16 protein-coding genes and 4 pseudogenes are annotated in these 24,980 nt (G+C 50.2%); 11 read left to right on the top strand and 9 right to left on the bottom strand.

Annotated features, from left to right (window positions below; translation table 11 throughout):
- Window positions 1-4: 4 nt before the first annotated feature.
- From fsa to BEB42_RS23420, 3 genes are all read left to right on the top strand, one after another.
- Complete coding sequence (gene fsa, locus BEB42_RS23430) at window positions 5-667, top strand: fructose-6-phosphate aldolase (RefSeq protein ID WP_000424843.1); 663 nt, start codon at window positions 5-7, stop codon at window positions 665-667.
- A 10-nt stretch (window positions 668-677) separates the two neighbouring features.
- The gene (gldA, locus tag BEB42_RS23425; RefSeq protein ID WP_000373989.1) at window positions 678-1,781 is read left to right on the top strand and encodes a bifunctional L-1,2-propanediol dehydrogenase/glycerol dehydrogenase; all 1,104 of its coding nucleotides are present in this window, start codon (window positions 678-680) and stop codon (window positions 1,779-1,781) included.
- Window positions 1,782-2,052: 271 nt separating this feature from the next.
- Window positions 2,053-2,670 carry a DUF1287 domain-containing protein gene (locus BEB42_RS23420; RefSeq protein ID WP_000647861.1) on the top strand — a complete coding sequence of 206 codons (618 nt, stop codon included), beginning with the start codon at window positions 2,053-2,055 and terminating at the stop codon, window positions 2,668-2,670.
- Between the two features lie 24 nt (window positions 2,671-2,694).
- Here the strand turns inward: BEB42_RS23420 and yijE are convergent, their stop codons facing one another.
- The 3 genes from yijE to metF all read right to left on the bottom strand — a co-directional run bounded on the left by yijE (window position 2,695) and on the right by metF (window position 7,092).
- Entirely contained in the window at window positions 2,695-3,600 is a 906-nt protein-coding gene (gene yijE, locus BEB42_RS23415) for a cystine transporter YijE (RefSeq protein WP_001271251.1), read from the bottom strand.
- 93 nt (window positions 3,601-3,693) lie between these two features.
- Window positions 3,694-5,874, bottom strand: a complete 2,181-nt coding sequence (gene katG, locus BEB42_RS23410; protein ID WP_001296626.1) for a catalase/peroxidase HPI — start codon at window positions 5,872-5,874, stop codon at window positions 3,694-3,696.
- A gap of 327 nt (window positions 5,875-6,201) precedes the next feature.
- A complete protein-coding gene (gene metF / locus BEB42_RS23405; protein WP_000007523.1) occupies window positions 6,202-7,092 on the bottom strand; it encodes a methylenetetrahydrofolate reductase in 891 nt (296 codons plus the stop codon).
- A gap of 352 nt (window positions 7,093-7,444) precedes the next feature.
- On the opposite strand from metF, the gene BEB42_RS23400 reads away from it, so the two are divergent.
- A complete protein-coding gene (locus tag BEB42_RS23400) occupies window positions 7,445-8,419 on the top strand; it encodes a hypothetical protein (protein ID WP_000281214.1) in 975 nt (324 codons plus the stop codon).
- Window positions 8,420-8,500: 81 nt separating this feature from the next.
- Window positions 8,501-9,982 carry a MocR-like pyridoxine biosynthesis transcription factor PdxR gene (pdxR, locus tag BEB42_RS23395; RefSeq protein ID WP_074501001.1) on the top strand — a complete coding sequence of 494 codons (1,482 nt, stop codon included), beginning with the start codon at window positions 8,501-8,503 and terminating at the stop codon, window positions 9,980-9,982.
- Here the strand turns inward: pdxR and BEB42_RS23390 are convergent.
- From BEB42_RS23390 to BEB42_RS23380, 3 genes and pseudogenes are all read right to left on the bottom strand, one after another.
- Window positions 9,927-11,033, bottom strand: coding sequence for an alanine racemase (locus BEB42_RS23390; protein WP_024218704.1), 1,107 nt, complete (start codon window positions 11,031-11,033; stop codon window positions 9,927-9,929). The two genes, pdxR and BEB42_RS23390, sit on opposite strands and share 56 nt — an antisense overlap.
- Window positions 11,030-12,289 (bottom strand): annotated as a pseudogene (locus BEB42_RS23385) (serine hydroxymethyltransferase). Before BEB42_RS23385 ends, BEB42_RS23390 begins: the two are co-directional and overlap by 4 nt.
- A 211-nt stretch (window positions 12,290-12,500) precedes the next feature.
- Window positions 12,501-14,054, bottom strand: coding sequence for a bifunctional metallophosphatase/5'-nucleotidase (locus BEB42_RS23380; protein ID WP_000694758.1), 1,554 nt, complete (start codon window positions 14,052-14,054; stop codon window positions 12,501-12,503).
- Window positions 14,055-14,186: 132 nt separating this feature from the next.
- On the opposite strand from BEB42_RS23380, the gene BEB42_RS23375 reads away from it, so the two are divergent.
- From BEB42_RS23375 to BEB42_RS23360, 4 genes and pseudogenes are all read left to right on the top strand, one after another.
- A complete protein-coding gene (locus BEB42_RS23375) occupies window positions 14,187-15,314 on the top strand; it encodes a cytoplasmic protein (RefSeq protein WP_074501000.1) in 1,128 nt (375 codons plus the stop codon).
- A 232-nt stretch (window positions 15,315-15,546) separates the two neighbouring features.
- The gene (locus BEB42_RS23370) at window positions 15,547-17,097 is read left to right on the top strand and encodes a bifunctional metallophosphatase/5'-nucleotidase (protein WP_001261170.1); all 1,551 of its coding nucleotides are present in this window, start codon (window positions 15,547-15,549) and stop codon (window positions 17,095-17,097) included.
- A gap of 40 nt (window positions 17,098-17,137) precedes the next feature.
- A pseudogene (locus BEB42_RS23365) lies at window positions 17,138-18,757 on the top strand (bifunctional metallophosphatase/5'-nucleotidase).
- 77 nt (window positions 18,758-18,834) lie between these two features.
- Window positions 18,835-19,680 (top strand): annotated as a pseudogene (locus tag BEB42_RS23360) (nucleoside-specific channel-forming protein Tsx); the annotation flags it as partial.
- Window positions 19,681-19,911: 231 nt separating this feature from the next.
- Here BEB42_RS23360 and metL read toward each other — a convergent pair.
- Both metL and metB read right to left on the bottom strand, forming a co-directional pair.
- Window positions 19,912-22,344 (bottom strand): bifunctional aspartate kinase/homoserine dehydrogenase II, encoded by a 2,433-nt coding sequence (gene metL, locus BEB42_RS23355; RefSeq protein ID WP_000110774.1) that lies wholly within the window; start codon window positions 22,342-22,344, stop codon window positions 19,912-19,914.
- Window positions 22,345-22,346: 2 nt separating this feature from the next.
- Window positions 22,347-23,507 (bottom strand): cystathionine gamma-synthase, encoded by a 1,161-nt coding sequence (gene metB / locus BEB42_RS23350; protein ID WP_001353720.1) that lies wholly within the window; start codon window positions 23,505-23,507, stop codon window positions 22,347-22,349.
- A gap of 276 nt (window positions 23,508-23,783) precedes the next feature.
- On the opposite strand from metB, the gene metJ reads away from it, so the two are divergent.
- On the top strand, window positions 23,784-24,101 hold the full coding sequence (gene metJ, locus BEB42_RS23345; RefSeq protein WP_000852812.1) for a met regulon transcriptional regulator MetJ: 318 nt from the start codon (window positions 23,784-23,786) through the stop codon (window positions 24,099-24,101).
- Between the two features lie 59 nt (window positions 24,102-24,160).
- Entirely contained in the window at window positions 24,161-24,769 is a 609-nt protein-coding gene (locus BEB42_RS23340) for a YiiX family permuted papain-like enzyme (protein WP_000877394.1), read from the top strand.
- A gap of 92 nt (window positions 24,770-24,861) precedes the next feature.
- On the opposite strand, the pseudogene BEB42_RS23335 reads toward BEB42_RS23340, so the two are convergent.
- Window positions 24,862-24,980 (bottom strand): annotated as a pseudogene (locus BEB42_RS23335) (ISAs1 family transposase); the annotation flags it as partial.

The following is a 24,980-nucleotide window of genomic DNA, read 5'->3' as shown; positions in this document are numbered from 1 at the left end:
CATCATGGAACTGTATCTGGACACCGCTAACGTCGCAGAAGTCGAACGTCTGGCACGCATATTCCCGATTGCCGGGGTAACAACTAACCCGAGCATTATCGCTGCCAGCAAGGAGTCCATCTGGGAAGTGCTGCCGCGTTTGCAAAAAGCGATTGGTGATGAGGGTATTCTGTTTGCTCAGACCATGAGTCGTGACGCACAGGGTATGGTGGAAGAAGCGAAGCGCCTGCGCGACGCCATTCCGGGCATTGTGGTGAAAATCCCGGTAACTTCCGAAGGTCTTGCCGCCATTAAAATGCTGAAAAAAGAGGGTATTACTACACTTGGCACCGCTATATATAGCGCCGCACAAGGGTTATTAGCCGCGCTGGCAGGGGCAAAATATGTTGCTCCGTATGTTAACCGCGTCGACGCCCAGGGCGGTGACGGCATTCGTACGGTTCAGGAGCTGCAAGCGCTGTTGGAAATGCACGCGCCAGAAAGCATGGTGCTGGCTGCCAGCTTTAAAACACCGCGTCAGGCGCTGGATTGTTTGCTGGCAGGATGTGAGTCCATCACCCTACCCTTAGATGTAGCGCAACAAATGCTCAACACTCCTGCGGTAGAGTCGGCTATAGAGAAGTTTGAGCACGACTGGAATGCCGCATTTGGCACTACTCATCTCTAAAGGAGCAATTATGGACCGCATTATTCAATCACCGGGTAAATACATCCAGGGCGCAGATGTCATTAATCGTCTGGGCGAGTACCTGAAGCCGCTGGCAGAACGCTGGTTAGTGGTGGGTGACAAATTTGTTTTAGGTTTTGCTCAATCCACTGTCGAGAAAAGCTTTAAAGATGCTGGACTGGTAGTAGAAATTGCGCCGTTTGGCGGTGAATGTTCGCAAAATGAGATCGACCGTCTGCGTGGCATCGCGGAGACTGCGCAGTGTGGCGCAATTCTCGGTATCGGTGGCGGAAAAACCCTCGATACTGCCAAAGCGCTGGCACATTTCATGGGTGTTCCGGTAGCGATCGCACCGACTATTGCCTCTACCGACGCACCGTGCAGCGCGCTGTCTGTTATCTACACCGATGATGGTGAGTTTGACCGCTATTTGCTGTTGCCAAATAACCCGAATATGGTCATTGTCGACACCAAAATCGTCGCGGGCGCACCTGCACGTCTGTTAGCGGCGGGTATCGGCGATGCGCTGGCGACCTGGTTTGAAGCGCGTGCTTGCTCTCGTAGCGGTGCGACCACAATGGCGGGCGGTAAGTGTACTCAGGCAGCGCTGGCGCTGGCTGAACTGTGCTACAACACGCTGCTGGAAGAAGGCGAAAAAGCGATGCTTGCCGCCGAACAGCATGTAGTAACTCCAGCACTGGAACGCGTGATTGAAGCGAACACCTATTTGAGCGGCGTTGGCTTTGAAAGCGGTGGGCTGGCTGCGGCGCACGCGGTGCATAACGGCCTGACTGCAATACCTGATGCCCATCACTATTATCATGGTGAAAAAGTGGCATTCGGTACGCTGACGCAGCTGGTTCTGGAAAATGCGCCGGTGGAAGAAATCGAAACCGTAGCTGCACTTAGCCATGCGGTAGGTTTGCCAATAACCCTCGCTCAACTGGATATTAAAGAAGATGTCCCGGCGAAAATGCGGATTGTGGCAGAAGCGGCATGTGCAGAAGGTGAAACCATCCACAACATGCCTGGCGGCGCGACGCCAGATCAGGTTTACGCCGCACTGCTGGTAGCCGACCAGTACGGTCAGCGTTTCCTGCAAGAGTGGGAATAATCTATGCCAAACTCCCGGCTTGTCCGGGAGTTTGAACGCAAAATTGCCTGATGCGCTACGCTTATCAGGCCTACGAAATATCTGCAACGCATTGAATTTACGTGTTTTTTATGTCTGACAAGGCGTTCACGCCGCATCCGGCACTCTGTGCCATTAATCTGATACTCCCACGTTGTTCGGGAGTTTTTATCCGCTTCTGGACATTTTCTCCACAGAACAATCGTTAGCCCGGAAGGTCGAATCTGTGAATATTTTTTCACGGACGAAACAGATGAAAGCTTCACTGGCGTTGTTCAGTCTTCTGACGGTATTTACCAGTTACTCCTTAAAATCTCCCGCTGTTCCACCAACCGTGGTACAAATCCAGGCCAACACCAATCTTGCCATCGCAGACGGTGCCAGACAGCAAATTGGCAGCACGCTATTTTACGATCCGGCGTATGTGCAGCTTACTTATCCTGGCGGTGATGTCCCGCAAGAACGCGGCGTATGTTCCGATGTGGTAATCCGTGCATTGCGCAGCCAGAAGGTCGATTTGCAGAAACTGGTGCACGAAGATATGGCGAAGAATTTTGCTGCGTACCCGCAAAAATGGCAGTTAAAGCGCCCGGACAGCAACATCGATCACCGTCGGGTGCCTAATCTGGAAACCTGGTTTACCCGCCACGATAAAACACGCCCCACCAGCAAAAACGCCAGTGACTACCAAGCGGGCGATATTGTCTCCTGGCGATTAGATAATGGGCTGGCACATATTGGGGTGGTTTCAGATGGCTTCGCCCGCGACGGTACGCCGCTGGTGATACATAACATTGGCGCAGGCGCGCAGGAAGAAGACGTGCTGTTTAGCTGGCGGATGGTGGGGCATTATCGGTATTTTGCTAAATGAGCGCTCGCCCCACCTGTAAAAAATTCAGATCCTTTTTACGCTGACGGCTTCTTTTTTCTTACGGCTCACCAGCGCCAGTGCCAGCACAATCAGCACAATGCCGCTACCTTCAACGGTCCCCGGATTTTCACCGAGCAGCCACCAGGAAAAGAGTACGCCGCAAACAGGAACTGCTAACGTGCTTAGGCTGGCGATACTGGCGGGTAAGTTTTTCAATACAAACAGCCATAAGCTCCAGGCCAGCGCTGTCGCCAGAATCGCACTGTAGGCCAGCGCCCAGAACACGGTGGGCTGCCAGTCAATTTCACGTTGCGGCACCAGCCAAGCGACCACGCTCATCACCAGCGCCGCATAAAGCATCTGCCAGGATGTTAACGACAATAAATCCACGCGTGGATGGCGGGCGTATAGGCGTTTCGCGACAATCGCGCTCGCCCCCCAACTAACACCGGAGAGGATCGCCAGCATGGCGCTTTTCATCGAAGAGAAATCGAGTTGCCACGGCTGCAACACCAAAAATAAGCCGAAAGCGGCAATCAGAATCGCCAAATATTGCCCGCGTCGCAGGCGTTCACCGAGAAACAACGCGGCGAAAATCACCACCCAGAATGGCATGGTATAGCTCAGGATTGCCACCTTCCCTGCTCCGCCGCTCACCAGCGCCCACTGCGCCAGGCCAACCATCCCGCAGGTTTGTAACAGGGCAATGGCTAAGGTGTATTTAAACGGCGTCGGGCGCATTCCGCGACCACGTAATAAAAGGACGATGAATAAAACGAGAGCGCCGAAAATGCAGCGTAAAGCGGTAAAGTCGAAGGCACCGATGTAGCTGGTGACTTGCTTCATGAAAATCCAGCTATAACTCCAGATAAGTGTGAGCACAACCAGGCCACTGATTGCCAGTGGGTTGCTCTTTCCTGCGGCAGACATGAGAGATCCAGTGTGTAGTTTTCCTGTGGACACTATACGCTGGTAAAGAAACTTCAGCGACTGCCAGACAGACAGTCGCTGAAGAAGGTTAGATTACAGCAGGTCAAAACGGTCGAGGTTCATCACTTTCACCCATGCCGCCACGAAGTCTTTAACAAATTTCTCGTGGGCATCGCTGCTGGCGTAAACTTCCGCCACCGCACGCAGGACTGAGTTAGAACCAAAGACCAGATCCGCACGGCTGGCCGTGTATTTCACTTCGCCGGTTTCACGGTCACGGCCTTCGAACAGCTCTTTCGATTCGTCGGTCGCTTTCCACTCGTAACGCATATCCAGCAAGTTCACGAAGAAGTCATTGCTCAATACACCAACGCGGTCAGTGAAGACGCCGTTTTTGCTGCCATCGAAGTTGGCACCCAGTACACGCATCCCGCCCACCAGCGCGGTCATTTCCGGCGCGGTCAGAGTCAGTTGCTGTGCTTTATCAATCAGCAGTGACTCAGTGGTGGAAACATCCAGACGAGCGCGGTAGTTACGGAAACCGTCAGCAATCGGCTCCAACAGCTCAAACATTTCAATGTCAGTTTGATCCTGACGCGCATCAACGCGACCCGGCGCAAACGGGACATGAATGCTCAAACCTGCGGCGCTTGCGGCTTTCTCGACGCCAACCACACCAGCCAGCACAATGATATCCGCCAGCGAAGCTTTGCCAGACTCTTTCTGAATTTTCTCCAGAACTGGCAGGGCACGAACGGCTGCGGCGTTCACATCCCAGTCGCGCTGCGGCATTAATGCCAAACGCGCACCGTTGGCACCACCACGTTTGTCGCCACCACGGAAGGTAGAAGCAGACGCCCAGGCCACCGACACCAGTTCGCTGACAGACAGGCCAGAATCCGCAATCGCGAATTTCAGATCGATAATGTCCTGCTCAGTCGGGTTGTAGATCGGCTGCGGCAGCGGATCTTGCCAGATCAGATCTTCTTTCGGTACTTCCGGCCCGATGTAGCGAGATTTCGGTCCCATATCCCTGTGCGTCAGTTTGAACCAGGCACGGGCAAAGGCTTCGTTGAACGCCTGCGGATCGTTGAGGAAGCGACGAGAGATCTTCTCGAACTCCGGATCAAAACGCAGCGTCAGGTCAGTCACCAGCATTGTCGGTTTACGTTTCTTCGACGGATCAAACGGATCCGGGATAATTTCCGGTGCGTCTACCGCTTCGAACTGGATTGCGCCAGCCGGGCTGCGGGTCTGTACCCACTCATATTTGAACAGGTTCTCGAAGAAATAGTTGCTCCACTGGGTCGGTGTCTGGGTCCAGACCACTTCCAGACCAGAGGTGATGGCATCTGCGCCAACGCCGCTGCCGTAAGTGCTCGCCCAGCCTAAACCTTGTTCTTCAATCGGTGCAGCTTCTGGATCAGGACCTACGTTTGATGTCGGACCGGCACCGTGGGTTTTACCCAACGTATGACCACCCGCAATCAGCGCCACGGTTTCTTCGTCGTTCATGCCCATGTTGCCGAAGGTCGCGCGGATAGCTGCTGCCGCAGAAAGCGGTTCGCCGCTGTGATCCGGGCCTTCCGGGTTAACGTAAATCAGGCCCATCTCGGTTGCGCCCAGCGGTGCTTTCGCCAGTGCTTCCGGATGACGGTGAGTCAGCCAGGCTTTTTCATCACCCCAGTTAACGTCCAGATCCGGTTCCCAGACGTCTTCACGACCAGCACCAAAACCGAAGGTACGGAAGCCCGAGTTTTCCAGCGCCACGTTACCCGCGAGGATAAACAGGTCTGCCCAGGAGATTTTCTGACCATATTTCTGTTTGATTGGCCACAACAGACGACGCGCTTTATCGAGGCTGACGTTATCCGGCCATGAATTCAGCGGTGCAAAACGTTGCTGACCACGACCCGCGCCGCCGCGTCCGTCGATGGAACGGTAAGTACCCGCACCGTGCCAGGCCATACGAATAAACAGACCGGCGTAGCTGCCCCAGTCGGCAGGCCACCACGGCTGAGATTCTGTCAGCAGGGCTTTCAGATCTTTTTTCAGGCCGTAGTAATCTAATTTGCTGAATTCTTTGCGGTAGTCAAAGTCCTCACCCAGCGGGTTAGAACGATTAGAATGTTGGTTTAACAGGTCAACACGGAGTTGATTTGGCCACCAGTCGCGCGTGGTTGTGCCCCCACCCGCGCTCTGGTCGTGACCGCCCTGATGGAACGGGCATTTGCCAGTGGCTGTCGTGTTATGGATATCGTCTGACGTGCTCATCAATGTGCTCCCCTCTACAGTGTTACCGTTACGATACACAGCGTTAGAGAGAAGTTATAATTGAATTAATCCACGGATGCGATAGTTGAGATCTTACATATTGTTGGTTAAAGAGATGTAGATCAAATTGATCGTAATTAAGACTTTTTGATTATGTCCGATTTCGGACAAATGCTTTATAAAAAAGGTTTTAGCTTCGTAAGCTTCAAGAAATGAGGGAGAAAACAAGGCTGACTACCTTATTTTCTCACTCGCATTTCGAGGCAGCATTTTGTGCTCTGTTTAAAATTTGTGATCACAGTGTGATTTTCACAAAAGGCGCACTATTTATAAACCAGGACGAACACCCAGCGTATGGCAAATCGCATAACTCATTTCAGCGCGGTTAAGCGTATAGAAGTGGAAATCTTTCACTCCTTCACGGCTTAAAATCTTCACCATATCCATCGCGATATTTGCGCCCACCAGCTTGCGGGTTTCAGCATCGTCATCCAGGCCGTCGAACATTTGTGCCATCCACGCCGGAATACGCACGTTAGTCATGTCGGCAAATTTCTTCGCCTGTTTAAAGTTCGAAACCGGCAAAATGCCCGGAATAATTTCCACATCAATGCCTGCCGAGACGCAGCGATCGCGAAAACGCAGGTAGCTTTCAACATCGAAGAAGAACTGAGTAATGGCGCGGTTGGCTCCGGCATCCACTTTTCGTTTCAGGTTAAGCAAATCTGCCTGGGCGCTTTTCGCTTCCGGATGTACTTCCGGATACGCCGCCACGGAGATATCGAAATCTGCCACTTCTTTTAACAGCGTCACCAGGTCAGAAGCATACATTTCCGGCTTACCGCTTCCCGGCGGCAGGTCGCCACGCAGCGCCACGATATGACGAATACCGTTATTCCAGTAGTCGCGTGCAATGGTGCGCAGCTCGTCGGGCGTCGCATCAATGCAAGTAAGATGCGGCGCCGCTTCCAGACCAGTGCGATCTTTAATGCCTTTAATAATGCTGTGCGTACGGTCGCGCTCGCCGGAGTTCGCGCCATAGGTCACCGATACAAACTTCGGTTTCAGACTGCTAAGGCGATCGATGGAGTTCCACAGGGTCTGCTCCATTTCACTGGTACGCGGCGGGAAAAACTCGAACGAAACGTTAATCTGCCCCTGGACTTCTGCCAGACTCTGATTCAGGGCATCCCGCTGGCTGGCGTGAAAAAAGCTCATACCTTACCTCATCAATCGCTTGTAGTTATATGTTGTGTTGTGCACATCTATCCGTTTAGACGTCCAGATGTAAAGATGAAGGAAAAGCTGAAGGGCGTCAACCGAAAAATGACCAATGATGGTGAGGAAAAATCAGGGAAGATGAAAAAAATTCAGGATAAAGGCCAAAGTTCCTCGTACCTGAACATGTGGAATATACCTCATTTAAGATGATATTTATTTGTTTAATTATTTTTTCTATTAACCGGTGCAACGAGTGTTAAAGCGTGTAATTTTAGGATTATATCAATAGTCACGGTTATACAAACAGTGATAATTTATGAAATAATTTTATTTACCAGAGGAATAGCGCATGTATCTTAATACTCAAGTTCAATATAATAAGTTAAATAAAGATGAAAAAAAGATCCTGTTGTTACAAAAGCTAGCCCATTTAACTGATTTTACTTTTGACAGAATAGAGACATTTTCAGCATTTGGACAATCTACTGAAACAGGTGTTTTTAAATATAAAGATGGCAATGAATTTGTTGTTGTCCCCGGGGATACAGTAATATTAGGGTGGGATGCCAGTCTCAATAATATGGATGGTCCGACAAAACAAGAATTTGAAGAGATGTTGGAACCAGAAGGTTTAGATTTGAATAATTATCTCACCGACTCTTGCACACCTGTCAGGAAGGTTACAATTTCCCCGATGCTGGTTGAAAGAAACGTTCACGCCGAACCAAGTTGGAAGGAAGTATCTCTTACGGACCCCCGCATCACAGAGAACAGCATGCTGCAAAAATTTCTGTCTGATTATATGGAAAAAATTAATCCTGGAGTTCACGAATTAAACGCAAGATTGAAATTACAATATATAGATGGGGATTTATTTGCACAAATATATGAATCAATTAGCTATGATGAGTTACTTCAAAATATCCAAAGCAATAGTTTTGATCTTCCGAGCGAAGATGAATGGGAATATTTATGTGGCGGTGGTTCCAGGACACTCTGGCGCTGGGGGAATAATTTCGACTATCAAATGAAAATCCCATTTATTACTTCAGAAGAACCAACAACCTGGGATATAGAATGGCCTAATCAGTTTGGGTTGCAGATTGCATTTGATCCCTATCTTCAGGAAATTATTAATGATAAAGATATTCTTCTGAAAGGTGGCGATGGTGGGTGCAATCTCTGCGGAGGTGCTAATGTTGTATTAGGATTCTTGCCTGTGGCAACTTATTACAAAGGATATAATAAACATACGGACGAATTAGAATATATGGATGACATTGGAGACAATTATACTTCTTATCGCAGAATAATTCGTTTATGAGTAAAAATTATATTTCAGGACAAGAAGTTATGCTCGAGTCAAGCTAATGAATTGCTTAACGCAAGGAATAAAAACGTATTGATGAACACTGGGAATTTCGAGTCGATACAAATCATGATCGCCGCGCAAGAGTGGCGTAGCCTGCCGCTGCATCTGCGTTTGTATCAGGCTTTTCGTCAGTTGGTGATTTCTGGCGCGTTGTCTGATGGCGCAAAACTGCCGTCCGCTCGCGCACTGGCCCAGCAACTGCACCTTTCCAGAGATACCATCGAAAATGCCTATTCCCAGCTCCACCGCGACGGTTTTATGGCTCGCAGGCAGGGGGCCGGGAGTTTCGCCAGCCGCCAGGGGATACCGCATATTCAGGGCCAGCATGCGCAACCACCCTCGCCCGGACAAGTACCGGCTTTAAGCGCTCGCTGGCAGCCAATTGCCGATCGCGCAGTCTCTTTCGATGCCCGCCAGATGCAGACCTTTACGCTTGGCCTGCCGGAAACGCGAAACTTCCCGCTAAACATTTGGCAGAACTTTTCCCGCCAGATCCAACGTGAGCAGGCGCATACGCTGATGTTAAATAGCGATCCGCAGGGCGAGCCACAGCTGCGCCAGCAAATTGCGCATTACCTTAATTTTGAACGCGGCGCGAAGGTAGATGCCGGGCAGATTGTGATTGTCAGCGGCGCACGGCAGGCGTTCTGGCTGTGCGGGCAACTGCTGGCAGAGGCCGGACAGTCGGTGGCGATGGAAAATCCGGGCTATCCCGGCGCGCGTCAGGCGTTTTCTGCCGCACAGCTTAATCTTCTTCCCGTTGAAGTGGATGACGCCGGGATCCGGGTGGATAAACTGCCGCCCGCGCCGCTGGTTTACGTCACGCCCTCGCACCAGTTTCCTTCCGGTCATTTGCTCACGCTGGCGCGGCGTCATGCCCTGATTGCCTGGGCGCAGGCGCACAATGCATGGATTATCGAAGACGACTACGACAGCGAATTTCACTACACCAGCGCGCCCGTCGCCTGTCTGCAAGGGTTAGACTGCGAGCAACGCACCCTGTATGTCGGCACTTTCAGCAAAACGCTCTATCCCGGCCTGCGCATCGGTTATCTGGTGGTGCCGACGTCGCTGGCTGCGCACTTTGCCGCCGCGCGTAATTTGCTTGATGGCGCAACGCCTGCGTTATCCCAACTAACGCTGGCGCGATTTATCGAGTCCGGTCATTTTGCCGCCCATATTCGCAACATGCGCAGTATGTACGCAGTGCGACAGGCGAGCCTGGCAGAGGCTATTCATCAACACTTAAGTGAATGGGTCACGCCAGTGGTGACATCCGGTGGGTTACAAATGCCCTGCTGGCTGCATGAAGGTATTGATGAGCAACAGACGCTAAATGCCGCGCGCCGCGCCGGGTTAAACATCGCCGGAATGCGCCAGTTCTGGCTGACGCACCCCGCGCCCGCGGGCTGGCTGCTGGGATTTGCCGCCTTTACCCCCTACGAGATTGAACAGGGCGTCAAGCGTCTGCGGGCTGCATTATGCACTGAAAACGTGCGCCCAGCCGGGTCATAATCTCATACGGGATGGTGTTGCAGGCAGCGGCAACCTGTTCCAGCGTCTGGCCTGCGCCAATAAATTCCACCTTATCGCCCGCTGTCGGCGTGACGGCGCTGGCATCGACCATAAAGCTGTCCATACAAACCCGCCCCAATACCGGTAACCGCACGCCGCGCCAGCATACGCCCGCCGGAGGACGCATATTTCGCGGAACGCCATCCGCGTAACCCGCGGATATCGTAGCGATACGCAGCGGACGCGTGGCGGTAATCGTACTGCCATAGCCAACTGGCGTTCCCGCCGGGACATCCTGCACGCGCAGAATAGTTAGCGTCAGCGTAAAAGCCGGTTTTAGCGGCCTGGAAAACCACGGCTGGGCGACGCCAAACAGCGCAATCCCCGGACGGCAGAGATCTTCCCGCCAACCTGGTTGCAAAAACATTCCGCAGGAGTTCGCCAGCGAAAATCGGCTGCTGGGGAAAACCGTTTTTGCCTGCTGGAATAGCGCGTGTTGCGCCACATTTAACGCATGATCCGGCCTGTCGGCGTTCGCCAGATGGCTGATGATATAGTCCGGCGCAGGCCAGTTACGCTCACGAAATATCGCCGCCAGACGCATCAGTTGTTGCGGCATCACGCCCAGCCGCGACATACCGGAATCGAGCTGGATCATCACCGCACGCCGCTGCTGGCGCGTTTCCAGTAACGTAAGCCACGCCATCACCTGGTCAATGGAATTGAGCAATGGCGTGATCTGCTGCGCGTAACAATACGCCATCGCCTCCGGCATAACCCCATTAAGCACTACCACCATCGCATCAGTGGGCAGGATTTTACGCAGCGCCACGCCCTCCGAAAGCTGTGCCACAAAAAAGATCCGGCAGTTCGCCGCATACAGGGCGGGCGCAATCGCCTCCGCCCCCAGACCATAGGCATTGGCTTTCAACACCGCGCCACATTGCGCAGGGGCAACATGGCGCGCCAGCGTGCGATAATTATCGACGATGGCGGCGAGATTGACGCACATAACGCCGCACGCCGCCTGGATTTCAGTAGAAGTCATCATTGATAAGACAACGGGTAGCGGTTGGTTAGTTGTATTACTTTTTGCTCAATATCGGCGCAAATGCCTGCGATATCTGACGAGTTGATGGCGAAAATGATTTCACTTATCCAGTCAGCAATAAGCACAAAATCATCCGCCTTCATCCCACGCGTGGTGCAGGCCGCGCTGCCAATACGGACCCCGGAGGTAATCGACGGCGGCTGCGGATCGCCCGGCAGGGTGTTTTTATTGACCGTGATCCCCGCCAGTTCGAGAAAGTACTCCACCTGTGCGCCGGTTAACCCCTGCGGGCGCAGGTCGATAATCCCCAGATGGCAGTCGGTGCCGCCCGTTAACAGCGTCAGACCGCGCTGCGCCAGTTGCTGGCACATCGCCTGCGCATTGTCGATAACCTACCCGGCGTAACGTTTAAATTCTGGTTGTAATGCCTCGCCAAGCGCCACCGCTTTCGCCGCGATAACGTGCATCAACGGCCCGCCCTGCAAACCGGGAAAGATGGCGCTGTCGATTTTTTTCGCAAGCCTGGCGTCATTGGTGAGGATCATGCCGCCGCGCGGCCCGCGCAACGTTTTATGCGTGGTGGTGGTGACCACATCAGCATACGCCAGCGGCGAAGGAAAACAGCCGCCCGCCACCAGCCCGGCAAAGTGCGCCATATCCACCAGCAAAATGGCATCAACGGCATCGGCAATGCGGCGAAAACGGGCAAAATCATAGTGGCGTGGATAAGCCGATCCTCCGGCAATAATTAACCGTGGGCGCTCGCGTAGCGCGATCATCTCGACCTCATCCATATCAATCAGGCCACTATGGGCATCGACGCCATAGTGAAAGGCGTTAAACCATTTGCCGGATTGATTGACCGGAGAACCGTGCGTGAGATGCCCGCCGCATTGCAGGCTCATGCCAAGAATTTTGTCGCCGGGCTTCAGCAACGCCAGATAGACCGCCTGATTCGCCTGGCTGCCGGAGTGAGGCTGCACATTGACGTAACGCGCGCCAAAGAGCTGCTGCGCGCGGGTTATCGCCAGCATCTCAACCTCATCAATAAACTTACAGCCGCCGTAATAGCGATGCTGGTAATAACCTTCGGCGTATTTATTGGTTAACACCGACCCCTGCGCCGCGAGAACGGCGGGGCTTACGAAATTCTCCGAGGCAATCAGTTCCAGCGACTGCTGCTGGCGCTGTTGCTCCTGGTTAATCAATGCAAAAAGTGGATCGTTATTTATCATGCGCTTCCCCCGCAAATTCATCATGCGATGATTTTCGCAGGGAAAACCTCGTCCGCACCCTGCCACTTTTTAGACTGAGCGCAGACCACCTATGTCGTTTTACTTAAAAGAAGAGGGAAGAAGGCTCCAGGCATCTCCATATGCGATTCTGGTTGGTAATACATCATATTCCAGCTGCTCTTATCCGCCTACGTTATTGCATATACGGATAAGGCAGCCTCAATACGTACTTTTACTTGATATCTTTCACGCGCATACCGTTGATCTGTTCATCCGTGATGGTATTACCCGCTTTAAAGTAATCAACCACCGCGTGATAAACGTAATAACCGCCCGTCGTATTGCGCGCTTTACCCTCGGTAAACGCGGTAAAACCATCTCCACCATCAGCAAGGAAACTCTGAGTGGCAATGTGGTAAACCGTCGCATCTTCAATCGGTTCGCCATTCAGAGTCAGCGAGATAACCCGCTGACCAACCGGCTTGCTGCTGTCGTACTTCATTTCCAGGCCTTTCGATACCTGTAAAACGCCATTACTTAAACTTGCGCCGTGTTCCATCAAACTGCGTAATTGTTTACCCGTGAGTTCCATCGTCACCAGTTCGTTGGGGAACGGGAAGGTACTGATGACGCCACCCATCGTAATTGCACCCGCCGGGATCTCATTGCGGATACCGCCAGAGTTGGTTAACGCCAACTGGGTATTTTTACCCGCCGCTGCCAGCAAAGCGTCCGCCGCCAGATTCCCGAGAGAAGCCGATTCACCATAGGCACGTTTCAATTCAACTGGCGATTGCGCCACCGTTTGCTGCACGACTTCATCCAGCTTTTTATTCCAACTATCAATCACCTGTTTTGTTTGCGGATCGGGCTTCCACTCGTCGGCGTAAAGGGTTTTAAGCTCGAAGTTTTTCACCGTAAAAGTGTGCGGCTTCTCTTTGTAGTCGAGAACCAGTTTACCCACATCAATCCCGCCGCTGTCAGTGGAGAGGATTAACGTATTGCCGACTTTAATCGGTTCCGGCGTACCCACATGTGCATGCCCGGTGATCAAAATATCCAGCCCTTTCACCTGACTTGCCGTCTGAATATCTTTATCCAGTGCGCGGCGCACATCTGTGCCCCCCATACTGGACTGGCGGGCCGGAACACCTTCGTGAATCAGCGCAACGGTCAAATCAACCTTGCCTTTGAGTTCATCGATATAACGTTGTAGCCATTTAATTTCATCACGCGCCTCAATACCCACTCGCGTTGCCGCAGATACCGTATCATTAAAGGCAAATACACCGTGCAAACCAATCACGCCAATTTTCACGCCGTCTTTTTCAATGATGGTATAGGGCTTATCCCAGAATGATTTACTGCTGTTCTGATAAAAAACATTACCCTGCACAATCGGGAATTTTGCCTGACTCAACTGTAATAACGTATTGTCCCAGCCGTGATCAAATTCATGATTACCTATAGTGGCCGCATCGAACGGCATGGTATTCATAATATCGATAATCGCCTTGCCTTTAGTCAGGCTGCTAATATACGGCCCGGTAAAATAGTCACCCGCATCAAAAAACCAGGTCGCTTTGTTTTTAGCTTTTTCTTGTTTAACAAGCGTAGTGATATTTGCCCAGCCGCCAATATCTCGTTTACCGTCAGCAATCCACGGCACTTTATAAGGCTCTACATGTGCATGGAGGTCGTTGGTATAAATGATGGTGACATCTTTGGCGCAAGCCCAAAACGGCAGTGTTAATGCGATACCCGCAGCAAGCATTTTAATTTTCATAAACAATCCCTTCCAGTGAGATAAAGGATTGCTACATTACGTTCTGAAAGGCTTTTTTATGTGAGAATACTCACATCCAGAGGCGATAACTGTAGGACAAAATCAACGACCTTATGAAATCGTTGGTGATATATGTCAAATCTGTTTGCGATTAATGTCTGTAAAACGTTCGGTTGTCGAAATTTGGGATTGGCCTCATCGGAAGATTACAGTTGGCCAGACTATAAACTGGGTTTTCCGGCACTGCACTGCCAGGCATGCGGAAGTTACCCCCCTTTGTTTGATGAACAACAATTTCGTGACTGGTTGTCAGTTCACATGACTGCGTGTGCCATAGAAACAGGGCATTTTTGTCCATCATGCTATTGTAAAGAAAAGATTTTTTATGGCCACAACCCGCAGGGAACACAACGCGTTCAATGCCGTTCATGCAAAAAAGTCTGGACTCCGAAACAGCAGCCAGCAAGAGAAATTACGTATCCCCAGTCCATTGAAACCGTTCAACTGTTCATGCCCTTTCAAGGAGCCAGCGCAGTACAAAAGCTCTATGTTTTAGTCAGTCTTGACGCCACTCGTGGCAACATCCTTCATCTCTCCACGAATTATACGCAACATCAGACAGGAGACAGTCTGCGGTACAGTTACAGAGGCAATACAGAACCAACTGAGCACCATAGCGATATTGCGCAGAGGGTAGATATGCGTGAAGCACAATTCTTGCGCCGGAGCCAGTTCGATGAAATTCAGTATGGCAGTGCTGTGCTCAAGCGCAACGGCAAGGGAGCCATACTACGCCCGGTTATCACGGCACACGGGCATTTCAGAATACTGAAAATCCGCTTTCCACATGTCAAAACGCATATCATTTCACACGAATGTTTTCTGAGAGGCGCAATTATTACAGCCTGGGCAGATCAGTTCCGCCAACAACAAGGCGAACTTTGGTTCGTAGAGGAAGAAATCAGCGACCGTAATGCTGATATTCCCTGGCATTTTCAGGGAACGACATACCATGGTTGGTGGCAAAATCAGTGGCAACGCTGGGGGCAGGGGAATAACAGCAAGATGGTCTGCCTGCTCACAGGAGTCTCCTTAGAAAGGGGCGCAAATGTTTCTCTGGCAACCAGTCGTTGCTTTATCACATGGCTGACAGACCAACACGACTTTACCCAAAGCGCGTTATTATCCGCAGGTCGCGTAACGAAAATGCTGACCTCACTGGCGTTAAAATACAATGAATCGCTCACTCCATCTTGTTAGTCAATACACTCGACAAACGACCATAAATTAATGGGATCACTATTTCTCATTTAATTAAATATATGAATGTATGACTGAAAAATATAATCACAGTCAATGTTTAATTAATAACATTATTTGTTACTAAGATCACATAATACTTTCCTGACCTATGTTTACATAAAAATAAGACACGGTGTTCCTTTTATTTAAATAATTCAACCAATGTAACAACCCCTATCAAGGAGGGATGATGAGAACTGTATTTACGACTTTATCAGTCATATTCAGCGTGATGTTTTCTCACAGTATACTAGCTCAGGACGTTACTATTTATTATACGAATGATATTCACGCACATGTCAATCCGGCAAAAATTCCCGCTGTTGATAAGAACAGACTTGTAGGTGGTATGGCTAATATTGCAGGCATCGTTAATGAAGCGAAGAAAAAAAACAAAGATGTCTTTTTCTTTGATGCAGGCGACTATTTTACCGGTCCGTATATCAGTACCCTGACCAAAGGTGAAGCTATTATTGATATCATGAACACCATGCCCTTTGATGCGGTGTCCGTTGGTAATCACGAGTTCGATCACGGCGTGCCCAATATGGTATCTCAGTTATCAAAAGCAAAATTCCCCATTCTGCTGGGAAATATTTACTACACCGATACAAATAAACCAGTTTGGGATCATCCGTGGACCATTATCGAAAAAGATGGTTTAAAGATTGGTGTGATTGGATTGCATGGTGCATTCGCTTTCTATGATACAGTCGCGGCAAAAGCACGTGAAGGCGTAGAAGCCAGAGACGAAATTAAATATTTAAATAAAGCACTTGCAGAATTAAAAGGTAAAGTCGACATTACCGTTTTGCTAATTCACGAAGGTGTTCCGGCGCGTCAATCAAGCTTTGGTAGTAAAGATGTGGAGCGGCTACTACAGGCAGATATTGAGACAGCTAAAAAAGTGAATGGTGTTGATGTCTTAATTACCGGTCACGCACATGTCGGAACACCGCAACCAATAAAAGTTAATAACACATTAATTGTATCTACCGATGCATACGGCACCGACATCGGAAAACTTGTGCTTGATTACAATCCGAAAACAAAGAAAATTGATAGTTATAATGGTGAGTTAATCACCATCTTTGCAGATCAATTTAAACCTGACACCATCGTTCAAAATACTATCGATAAATGGAGCATAAAGCTTAACAAAATAACACAGGAAGTTGTCGGCCATTCTCCCGTAGTTTTAACACGTGAGTATGGCAGTTCTTCTTCTACCGGTAACCTTATTCTAGATGCAATGATGGAAAAAACACCTGATGCCATTGCCGGATTTCAAAATAGCGGTGGGATGCGAGCTGATTTTCCTAAAGGTGATATCACACTGGGAGATGTTATTAGCACATTCCCCTTTAATAATGACCTCATCGAGATGGATTTGACGGGCCGCGATCTCAAATCATTGATGACGCATGCAACCAATCTAACTAACGGTGTGTTACAGGTTTCAAAAAGCGTTGCGGTTGTCTATGACAGCAAAAAACCACTCAACCAACGGTTAATCTCTTTCACCATTAACGGCAAACCCGTGGAAGATAATCAAACATATCGTATTGCCACGCACTCCTTTTGTGCCAGTGGTGGTGACGGTTTTGAAGCATTTTTGAATGGAAAAAATGTGAAGACGATACCGGGAACAACCTCGGCGGAATCTATCATCGATTATTTCAAAAATCATAAACCTGTCACCCCAGACTTAACTAAACGAGTCATGGACGTCGCCAAATAAAATATCATTTATCAGTCTATTTATTTAACAAGGAATGCGAATGAAAACAGTGCAGCGTACTTTACTTGCCGCAACATTGCTGACTATTTTTTCGGTCTCGGTCATGGCGCAGGATGTCACGATTATTTATACAAATGATCTTCACGCTCATGTGGATTCTTATAAAGTGCCGTATATCGCAGACGGAAAACGCGACATTGGCGGCTTTGCCAATATATCTACTTTAGTAAAACAAGAGAAAGCGAAAAATAAAGCCACCTTTTATTTTGATGCTGGAGACTATTTCACCGGCCCTTATATCAGCAGTCTGACAAAGGGCGAAGCAATAATTGACATTATGAATACCATGCCTTTTGACGCAGTATCAATCGGTAATCATGAGTTTGACCATGGCTGGGATAATGCCCTGCGACAATTAAGCAAAGCGAATTTTCCTGTTTTATTGGGCAATGTTTATCATAAAGAGAGTGAAAAAACCTTCTGGAACAAGCCCTACACCATCCTGGAAAAAGATGGCATCAAGATTGGTATTATTGGGCTACACGGCGTATTTGCATTTAATGATACGGTCTCGGAGCTCTCTCTCCAGGGACTCGATAATGACAATAATAACCGCTTTGATAAATCTTCCGAGACCCTTAAGAATCAGGGGATTGAAGCACGTGATGAAGTGAAGTATTTGCAGCATTATATCGACGAGTTACGTGATAAGGTTGACCTCACTGTGGCGCTGGTTCATGAAGGCGTTCCGGCGCGTCAGTCCAGCATTGGCAATACAGATGTTAGACGCGCTCTTGATAAAGATATTCAAACCGCTAGCAAGGTGAAAGGATTGGATATTCTGATTACCGGGCATGCCCACGTCGGAACGCCAGAACCAATCAAAGTCGGCAACACCTTAATCCTTTCGACTGATAGTGGCGGTATCGATATTGGTAAATTAGTCCTTGATGTCAACCCTACAGCTCGTACCCATAAAATGAAGAGCTTTGAGCTGAAAACAGTTTATGCCGATGAATAGATACCCGATCCAACGACACAAAAAGTTATCAATGGCTGGAATAAAAAACTGGCGGATATTGTACGCCAACCAGTGGGTGAATCATCGATTGCATTAACTCGCGCCTATGGTGAGTCATCGCAACTAGGCAACCTGTTTACCGATGCAATGCTTGTCGCTGCTCCGACTGCACAGATTGCATTGATAAACTCCGGCAGCTTACGTGCGGATATAAATGCAGGCACGATTACCTTTGGCGACATTACCAGTACATTCCCCTTCAAGAATGAACTTACTGAAATGGATCTCAGCGGTAAGGATCTGCGTAACCTACTGGAACACGGGGCATCGCTTACCAATGGCATCCTGCAAATGTCAAAAGGCGCAGAAATGCGCTATACCCCGCAGAAACCAGTAGGTCAGCGCATAGTATCTTTTAAAATTAATGGTGAAGAGATCGTTGATACGAATATTTACCATGTTGCAACAACGACTTTCCTTGCACTGGGGGGCGATGGTTTTCTGGCATTCAAAGAAGGGAAAAATGTTCAGGTCCGCGCCGGAAAAAACATGTCCGATGTCGTGATCGATTATTTGAAGAAAGGCCACAAGATTACGCCTGCACAGGTAAATGAAATGCGGGTGGACGTTAGCAAATAATAAAAAAATTATAATGCCATTCATTCACTGAATGGCATTATTTTCTCTAAATCAACAATAGATAATGAGATATATTTATGTGTATAAAAAAGCACGGGATAGCTTTATCGATTCTATTAATACCTTGCATTGGAAACGCTCAGGAAATTAAAAGTGAGGAAGGCTGGTTACATCAAAGCTTGAATGTCATTGGTCGCACAGACTCTCGCTTTGGCCCAAGGCTGACTAACGACCTCTACCCTGAATATACTGTAGCAGGAAGAAAAGACTGGTTTGATTTTTATGGTTATGTTGATCTACCAAAATTCTTTGGCGTCGGCAGTCACTATGATGTTGGGATCTGGGATGAGGGCTCACCACTATTTACGGAAATAGAACCTCGGTTTTCCATTGACAAATTGACCGGATTAAATCTTGCGTTCGGCCCTTTTAAAGAATGGTTCATTGCAAACAACTATGTCTATGATATGGGTGACAACCAGTCATCCCGGCAAAGTACATGGTATATGGGGCTTGGTACAGATATCGACACGGGTCTACCAATTAAGCTTTCTGCCAATATATACGCCAAGTATCAGTGGCAAAACTATGGTGCCGCTAATGAAAATGAATGGGACGGATATCGATTCAAAATAAAATATAGCATTCCTCTTACCCATTTATTCGGAGGGCGATTGGTATACAATAGTTTTACTAACTTTGATTTTGGATCCGATCTTGCGGACAAATCACACAATAATAAACGAACCAGTAATGCTATTGCTTCAAGCCATATCCTTTCCCTGCTATATGAACACTGGAAATTTGCATTTACACTACGTTATTTTCACAACGGTGGACAATGGAATGCTGGGGAGAAAGTTAACTTCGGAGATGGTCCATTTGAATTAAAAAACACAGGATGGGGAACCTATACTACTATTGGTTATCAATTTTAAATCAGGTGATGTTTTAGATATTTTTACTTAATGCCATTTTGTAATTGTCATAAATAACTTCACCATTCACACTGTGAATTCATCGCTCAACACAAAAGCCCCCTTATTACCGGGGCACTGACCAAAGGCAAAATGACAATCAATCACCACCTCCGCAGGAGGTGGTTTAGAGGTGACAACAAAAGCTGGCAACTGCCAGCTTTTGTTCAATAATCACTACAACAACTGCGCCAGACGGTTAATATCCGACTGAATCGCCCCGGCGGTGACGTCGCGCCCTGCGCCTGGCCCACGGATCACCAGCGGGTTGTCGCGATACCAGCGGCTTTCGATGGCAAAGACGTTATCGCACGGTAGTAGTGATGCCAGCGGATGGTCTTCTCGCACCGCTTCCACGCCTACTCGCGCTTTGCCGTTAGCATCGAAACGCGCCACGTAGCGCAACACCAGCCCCATTTCACGGGCCGCTTCCAACCGTTGTACCATCTGCTCATTAAGTTCATCGCCATTTTCAAAGAAATGGTCGATGCTGCCACCTTCGCAATGGGTTGGCACCAGTGATTCAACACGCACCTGGTCCGGTTCAATGTTGTAACCCGCTTCACGCGCCAGAATCACCAGCTTGCGCATCACATCTTTGCCGGAGAGGTCATCACGCGGGTCAGGTTCAGTTAAGCCCTGCTGCCACGCCTGATCCACCAGCTCAGTAAACGGCACGCTACCGTCGAATTGCAGGAACAGCCAGGAGAGCGTGCCGGAGAAGATCCCGCTGATCGACAAAATAGTGTCGCCGCTGTCGATCAGATCGCGCACGGTATGGTTGATCGGCAAACCTGCGCCGACGGTGGCGTTGTATAGCCAGTGACGCCCGGTTTTTTCGAACGCGTCGTGGATCTGTCGATATTTATTGCTGTCGCTGGCTCCCGCCAGTTTGTTGGCACTGATGACGTGGAAACCGTGGCTGGCGAAATCGAGATACTGATCAGCAAGCTGCTGGCTGGCAGTAACGTCCAGCACCACTAAATCATCATACGGATGGGCACGCATCCACAGGAACAGCGACTCTTCATCCTGTTCGACGGCTTCATCATTAAAGAAGGCTAGCGCACGGCTGGCGTCCAGCCCGTCATAGCTCAACAGGCTGCGACGGCTGTCCACCACGCCTGCCAGCACAAATTCAAAGCCGGTGCGCGCCGAGAGCGTGCTCTGCTCACGGGCGAACAGTTCCAGCCAGCGGGAACCGATATTGCCCTTACCGAACAATACCAGGCCGATGCGTTTTTCTGCGCGGAAGACGGACTGATGCAGCCCCTGAATCAGGCTTTCGGTAGGTCCGGTACGCAGTACTGCCACCAGGCTGATGCCGTCATCGGACTGCCAGGTAAATTCGACCGGCTGGCCTTTCAGTTGCTGCCAGAAGCGGTGGCAATGCAGCGGGTTACGGGTGACGCCTGCACCAACCATCGCCACCAGCGCCAGCCCCTGACGCAGGCGCAGTTCGCCAGGTAATCCTGCTTCGTCGAGGATTTTCAGCGCACTATCGGCCACTTCCGAGGTGTAGCAAAATTGCAGCAACTGGCGATCGTTATGCACGCCAACCGCCAGTGGGCGCACCTGAGCACGTTTCAGGATTTGGTCGATCTCTTTATGCGCCAGTTTGAAATCCTGACTGGCGGGCACCTGAAACTCAATCAAACAGACATCATCGTGGCTGGTGACAATACGCGCGCCAGTACCGGAAGCCAGCACGCGTTCAATGCGCGTGGAACCTTGATCCGGCGTGTAGCTACAGCGCAGCTGCAGGTCGATTTCACTGCCAGAAACTGGCTGTAAAGTACGGGCGTGAAGAACGGGGGCCGCCAGACGCGCCAGTTCACTGGCTTCATCAAGACGCAGCAATGGCAGCAGGCAGGCATCTTTCACTTTACGCGGGTCAGCGCTGTATACCCCGGCGACGTCGCTCCAGATGGTTACGCGGGAAACTCCCGCCAGCGCACCGATTTGTGTCGCGGAATAGTCGGAACCGTTACGCCCCAGCAGCACCGTTTCACCGGCGTTGTTACGGCTGATAAACCCGGTCACCACCAGACGTTTGCCCGGATGTTGTACCAGTAGCTGTTGCAGCAACGGGTAAGAAAGCCCTTCATCAACCTGCGGCTGCGCGGCGCGTTCAGCGCGTAAAAACTCGCGGGCATCAAGCCAGGCCGCAGGCAATCCTTGTTGATTAAGTACCGCAGACATCAGGCGCGCCGACCACACTTCACCGTGGCCCACCACTTCCGCATACACCGCATCGTTAATACCGCTGTCGAGCAGCGCCGCCAGGCGTTCCAGATCGCTGACAAAAGCGCTAATGAGGCTATCGGCTTCTTCGGCGGGTAGCAGGCCGCTAATCAGATCGCACTGATAGCGACGCAGCGTTTGTTGAACCTGATGCGCAGAGAGACGATCGGTCTGGCTTAGTTTCAACCAGTTAATCAACTGGTTAGTGGTGCTACCGGCGGCGGAAACCACCATCATATCGTCAGGCTGAGAGTACTCCGCCATAATGCCCGCGACACGCAAATAACACTTCACATCAGCCAGACTACTGCCACCAAATTTATGCAGTTGACGACCTTTCGCCCCTGCCTGCGCAATCACACTCATTTTTACCCCTTGTTTGCAGCCCGGAAGCCATTTTCCAGGTCGGCAATTAAATCTTCGCCATCTTCAATACCGGTGGAGATACGCAGCAGCGTCTCGGAGATCCCGGCGGCAGCACGCGCTTCTGGTGCCATGCCTGCATGTGTCATGGTTGCGGCGTGAGAGATTAAACTTTCCACTCCCCCTAATGATTCCGCCAGCGTAAACAACGACAACCCGCCCAGGAAACGACGCAGCGTCTGCTCATCGCCATCCAGTTCAAAACTCAACATTGCGCCAAAGCCTTTTTGCTGGCGCGCGGCAATTTCATGCCCCTGATTTTCCGGCAGCGACGGGTGATACAGTTTTTTCACTAACGGCTGGGTTTGCAGATATTTCACTATCGCCTGCGCGTTGCGCTGCGCCAGCTCCATACGCGGCACCAGCGTTCGCAAACCGCGCAGCAACAAATAACTGTCAAACGCGCCGCCCGTCACGCCAATATTGTTTGCCCACCAGGCCAGTTCGGTGACAACGTCCGGGTCTTTAGCAATCACCACGCCAGCCACTACATCTGAGTGACCGTTCAGATATTTCGTGCATGAATGCAACACCAGATCGGCACCTAATGCCAGTGGATTTTGTAATGCCGGGCTTAAGAAGGTGTTATCCACCACGCTCACCGCCCCGACTTCCCTTGCCAGATGGCAGATTTTCGCAATATCCACGACGCGTAACAATGGATTACTTGGGCTTTCTACCAGTACTAGTTTGGGTTTTTCTGCCAGTGCAGCCTGCAATGCCTGCTCATCTCCTTGATCAACAAACAGCACGCGATAACAGCCGCGTTTCGCCAGGCTGTCGAACAGGCGATAGCTGCCGCCGTAGCAGTCGTGCGGCGCAACCAGCAAATCGCCAGGTTTCAAAAAGACGGTCGTTACCAGGTGGATGGCAGACATGCCGGTATTAGTCAGCACTGCACCAGCACCGCCTTCCAGTTCAGCCAGCGCACGCTGAACCACATCGCGCGTTGGGTTGCCGCGACGCGAGTAATCATGCGCGCGCGGTTCATTAAATCCGGTAAAGTTATAGGTGCTGGAAAGATGGATGGGAGGGACAACGCAACCATACTGTTCGTCGTCATTTAACCCGCTACGCACTGCAATGGTGGCCTGTTTACGCGTCATGTGATGAAGTTCCCTGGGCTTGGTCGGTGAAATGTCAGGCACCAGAGTAAACATTGTGTTAATGGACGTCAATACATCTGGACATCTAAACTTCTTTGCGTATAGATTGAGCAAATCCCAAATAGCCGTTAAAATTATATGCATTATCACGCCGACAGGTGCATTACACGATGTCACGGTAACGCCTGTACGGTAAACTATGCGGGTTTACGGTCAGTACCCACATAAATTGTGTGGTCTGATCTCAATTTATTGACGAAGAGGATTAAGTATCTCATGGCTGAATGGAGCGGCGAATATATCAGCCCATACGCTGAGCACGGCAAGAAGAGTGAACAAGTCAAAAAGATTACGGTTTCCATTCCTCTTAAGGTGTTAAAAATCCTCACCGATGAACGCACGCGTCGTCAGGTGAACAACCTGCGTCACGCTACCAACAGCGAGCTGCTGTGCGAAGCGTTTCTGCATGCCTTTACCGGGCAACCTCTGCCGGATGATGCCGACCTGCGTAAAGAGCGCAGCGACGAAATCCCGGAAGCGGCAAAAGAGATCATGCGTGAGATGGGGATTAACCCGGAAACGTGGGAATACTAAAGCGGAAAAGAGCGGCGCGGAGTTAACCAGCCGCTTTTTTCATACATGGACGTTTAACTATGAAATACAGGCTACTGATCCTCAACCTGCTGGTTTCTGTGCCTGCCTTTGCCTGGCAGCCGCAAACTGGCGACATCATCTTTCAAATCTCTCGCTCATCGCAAAGTAAAGCGATCCAACTGGCGACCCATTCCGATTACAGCCACACCGGTATGCTGGTGATGCGTAACAAAAAGCCCTACGTTTTTGAAGCGGTCGGCCCGGTGAAATACACCCCGCTCAAGCAGTGGATCGCCCATGGTGAAAAGGGTAAATACGTTGTTCGCCGCGTTGAAGGCGGACTGAGTGTTGAACAACAGCAAAAACTGGCGCAAACGGCAAAACGTTATCTCGGAAAACCGTACGATTTCAGCTTCTCATGGAGCGACGATCGCCAGTACTGTTCGGAAGTGGTGTGGAAGGTTTACCAGAATGCGCTGGGGATGCGCGTGGGTGAACAGCAAAAACTGAAAGAGTTCGATCTCAGCAACCCGCTGGTTCAGGCGAAGCTCAAAGAACGTTACGGGAAAAATATTCCGCTTGAGGAAACGGTGGTCTCGCCACAAGCCGTTTTCGATGCGCCACAACTCACCACAGTCGCCAAAGAATGGCCGCTGTTTTCGTGGTAATGGATGATGAAAAAAATAATTCCCGCCGTAGTCTGTTTGTTGCTTTGTAGTTGCACGACCTTTCCGCAAGCTGTCGCTCCGGCAGGGAAAGATTACGAAAGCCCGCTCCCAGCAAGGACTGACGCCAGATACTTTCTGTCCATGGCTGCTTTTCGCATCTTACGTCTTAACCCTGCCTTGAATACCTTATCATTCGTCAAAATATTAATAG

This window comes from Escherichia sp. MOD1-EC5990 (assembly GCF_002965285.1).
GTDB classification, from domain to species: Bacteria; Pseudomonadota; Gammaproteobacteria; order Enterobacterales; family Enterobacteriaceae; genus Escherichia; species Escherichia coli_F.
The sequence above is the reverse complement of the archived record's forward strand: the minus strand, read 5'-3'. Positions and strand labels throughout refer to the sequence as shown.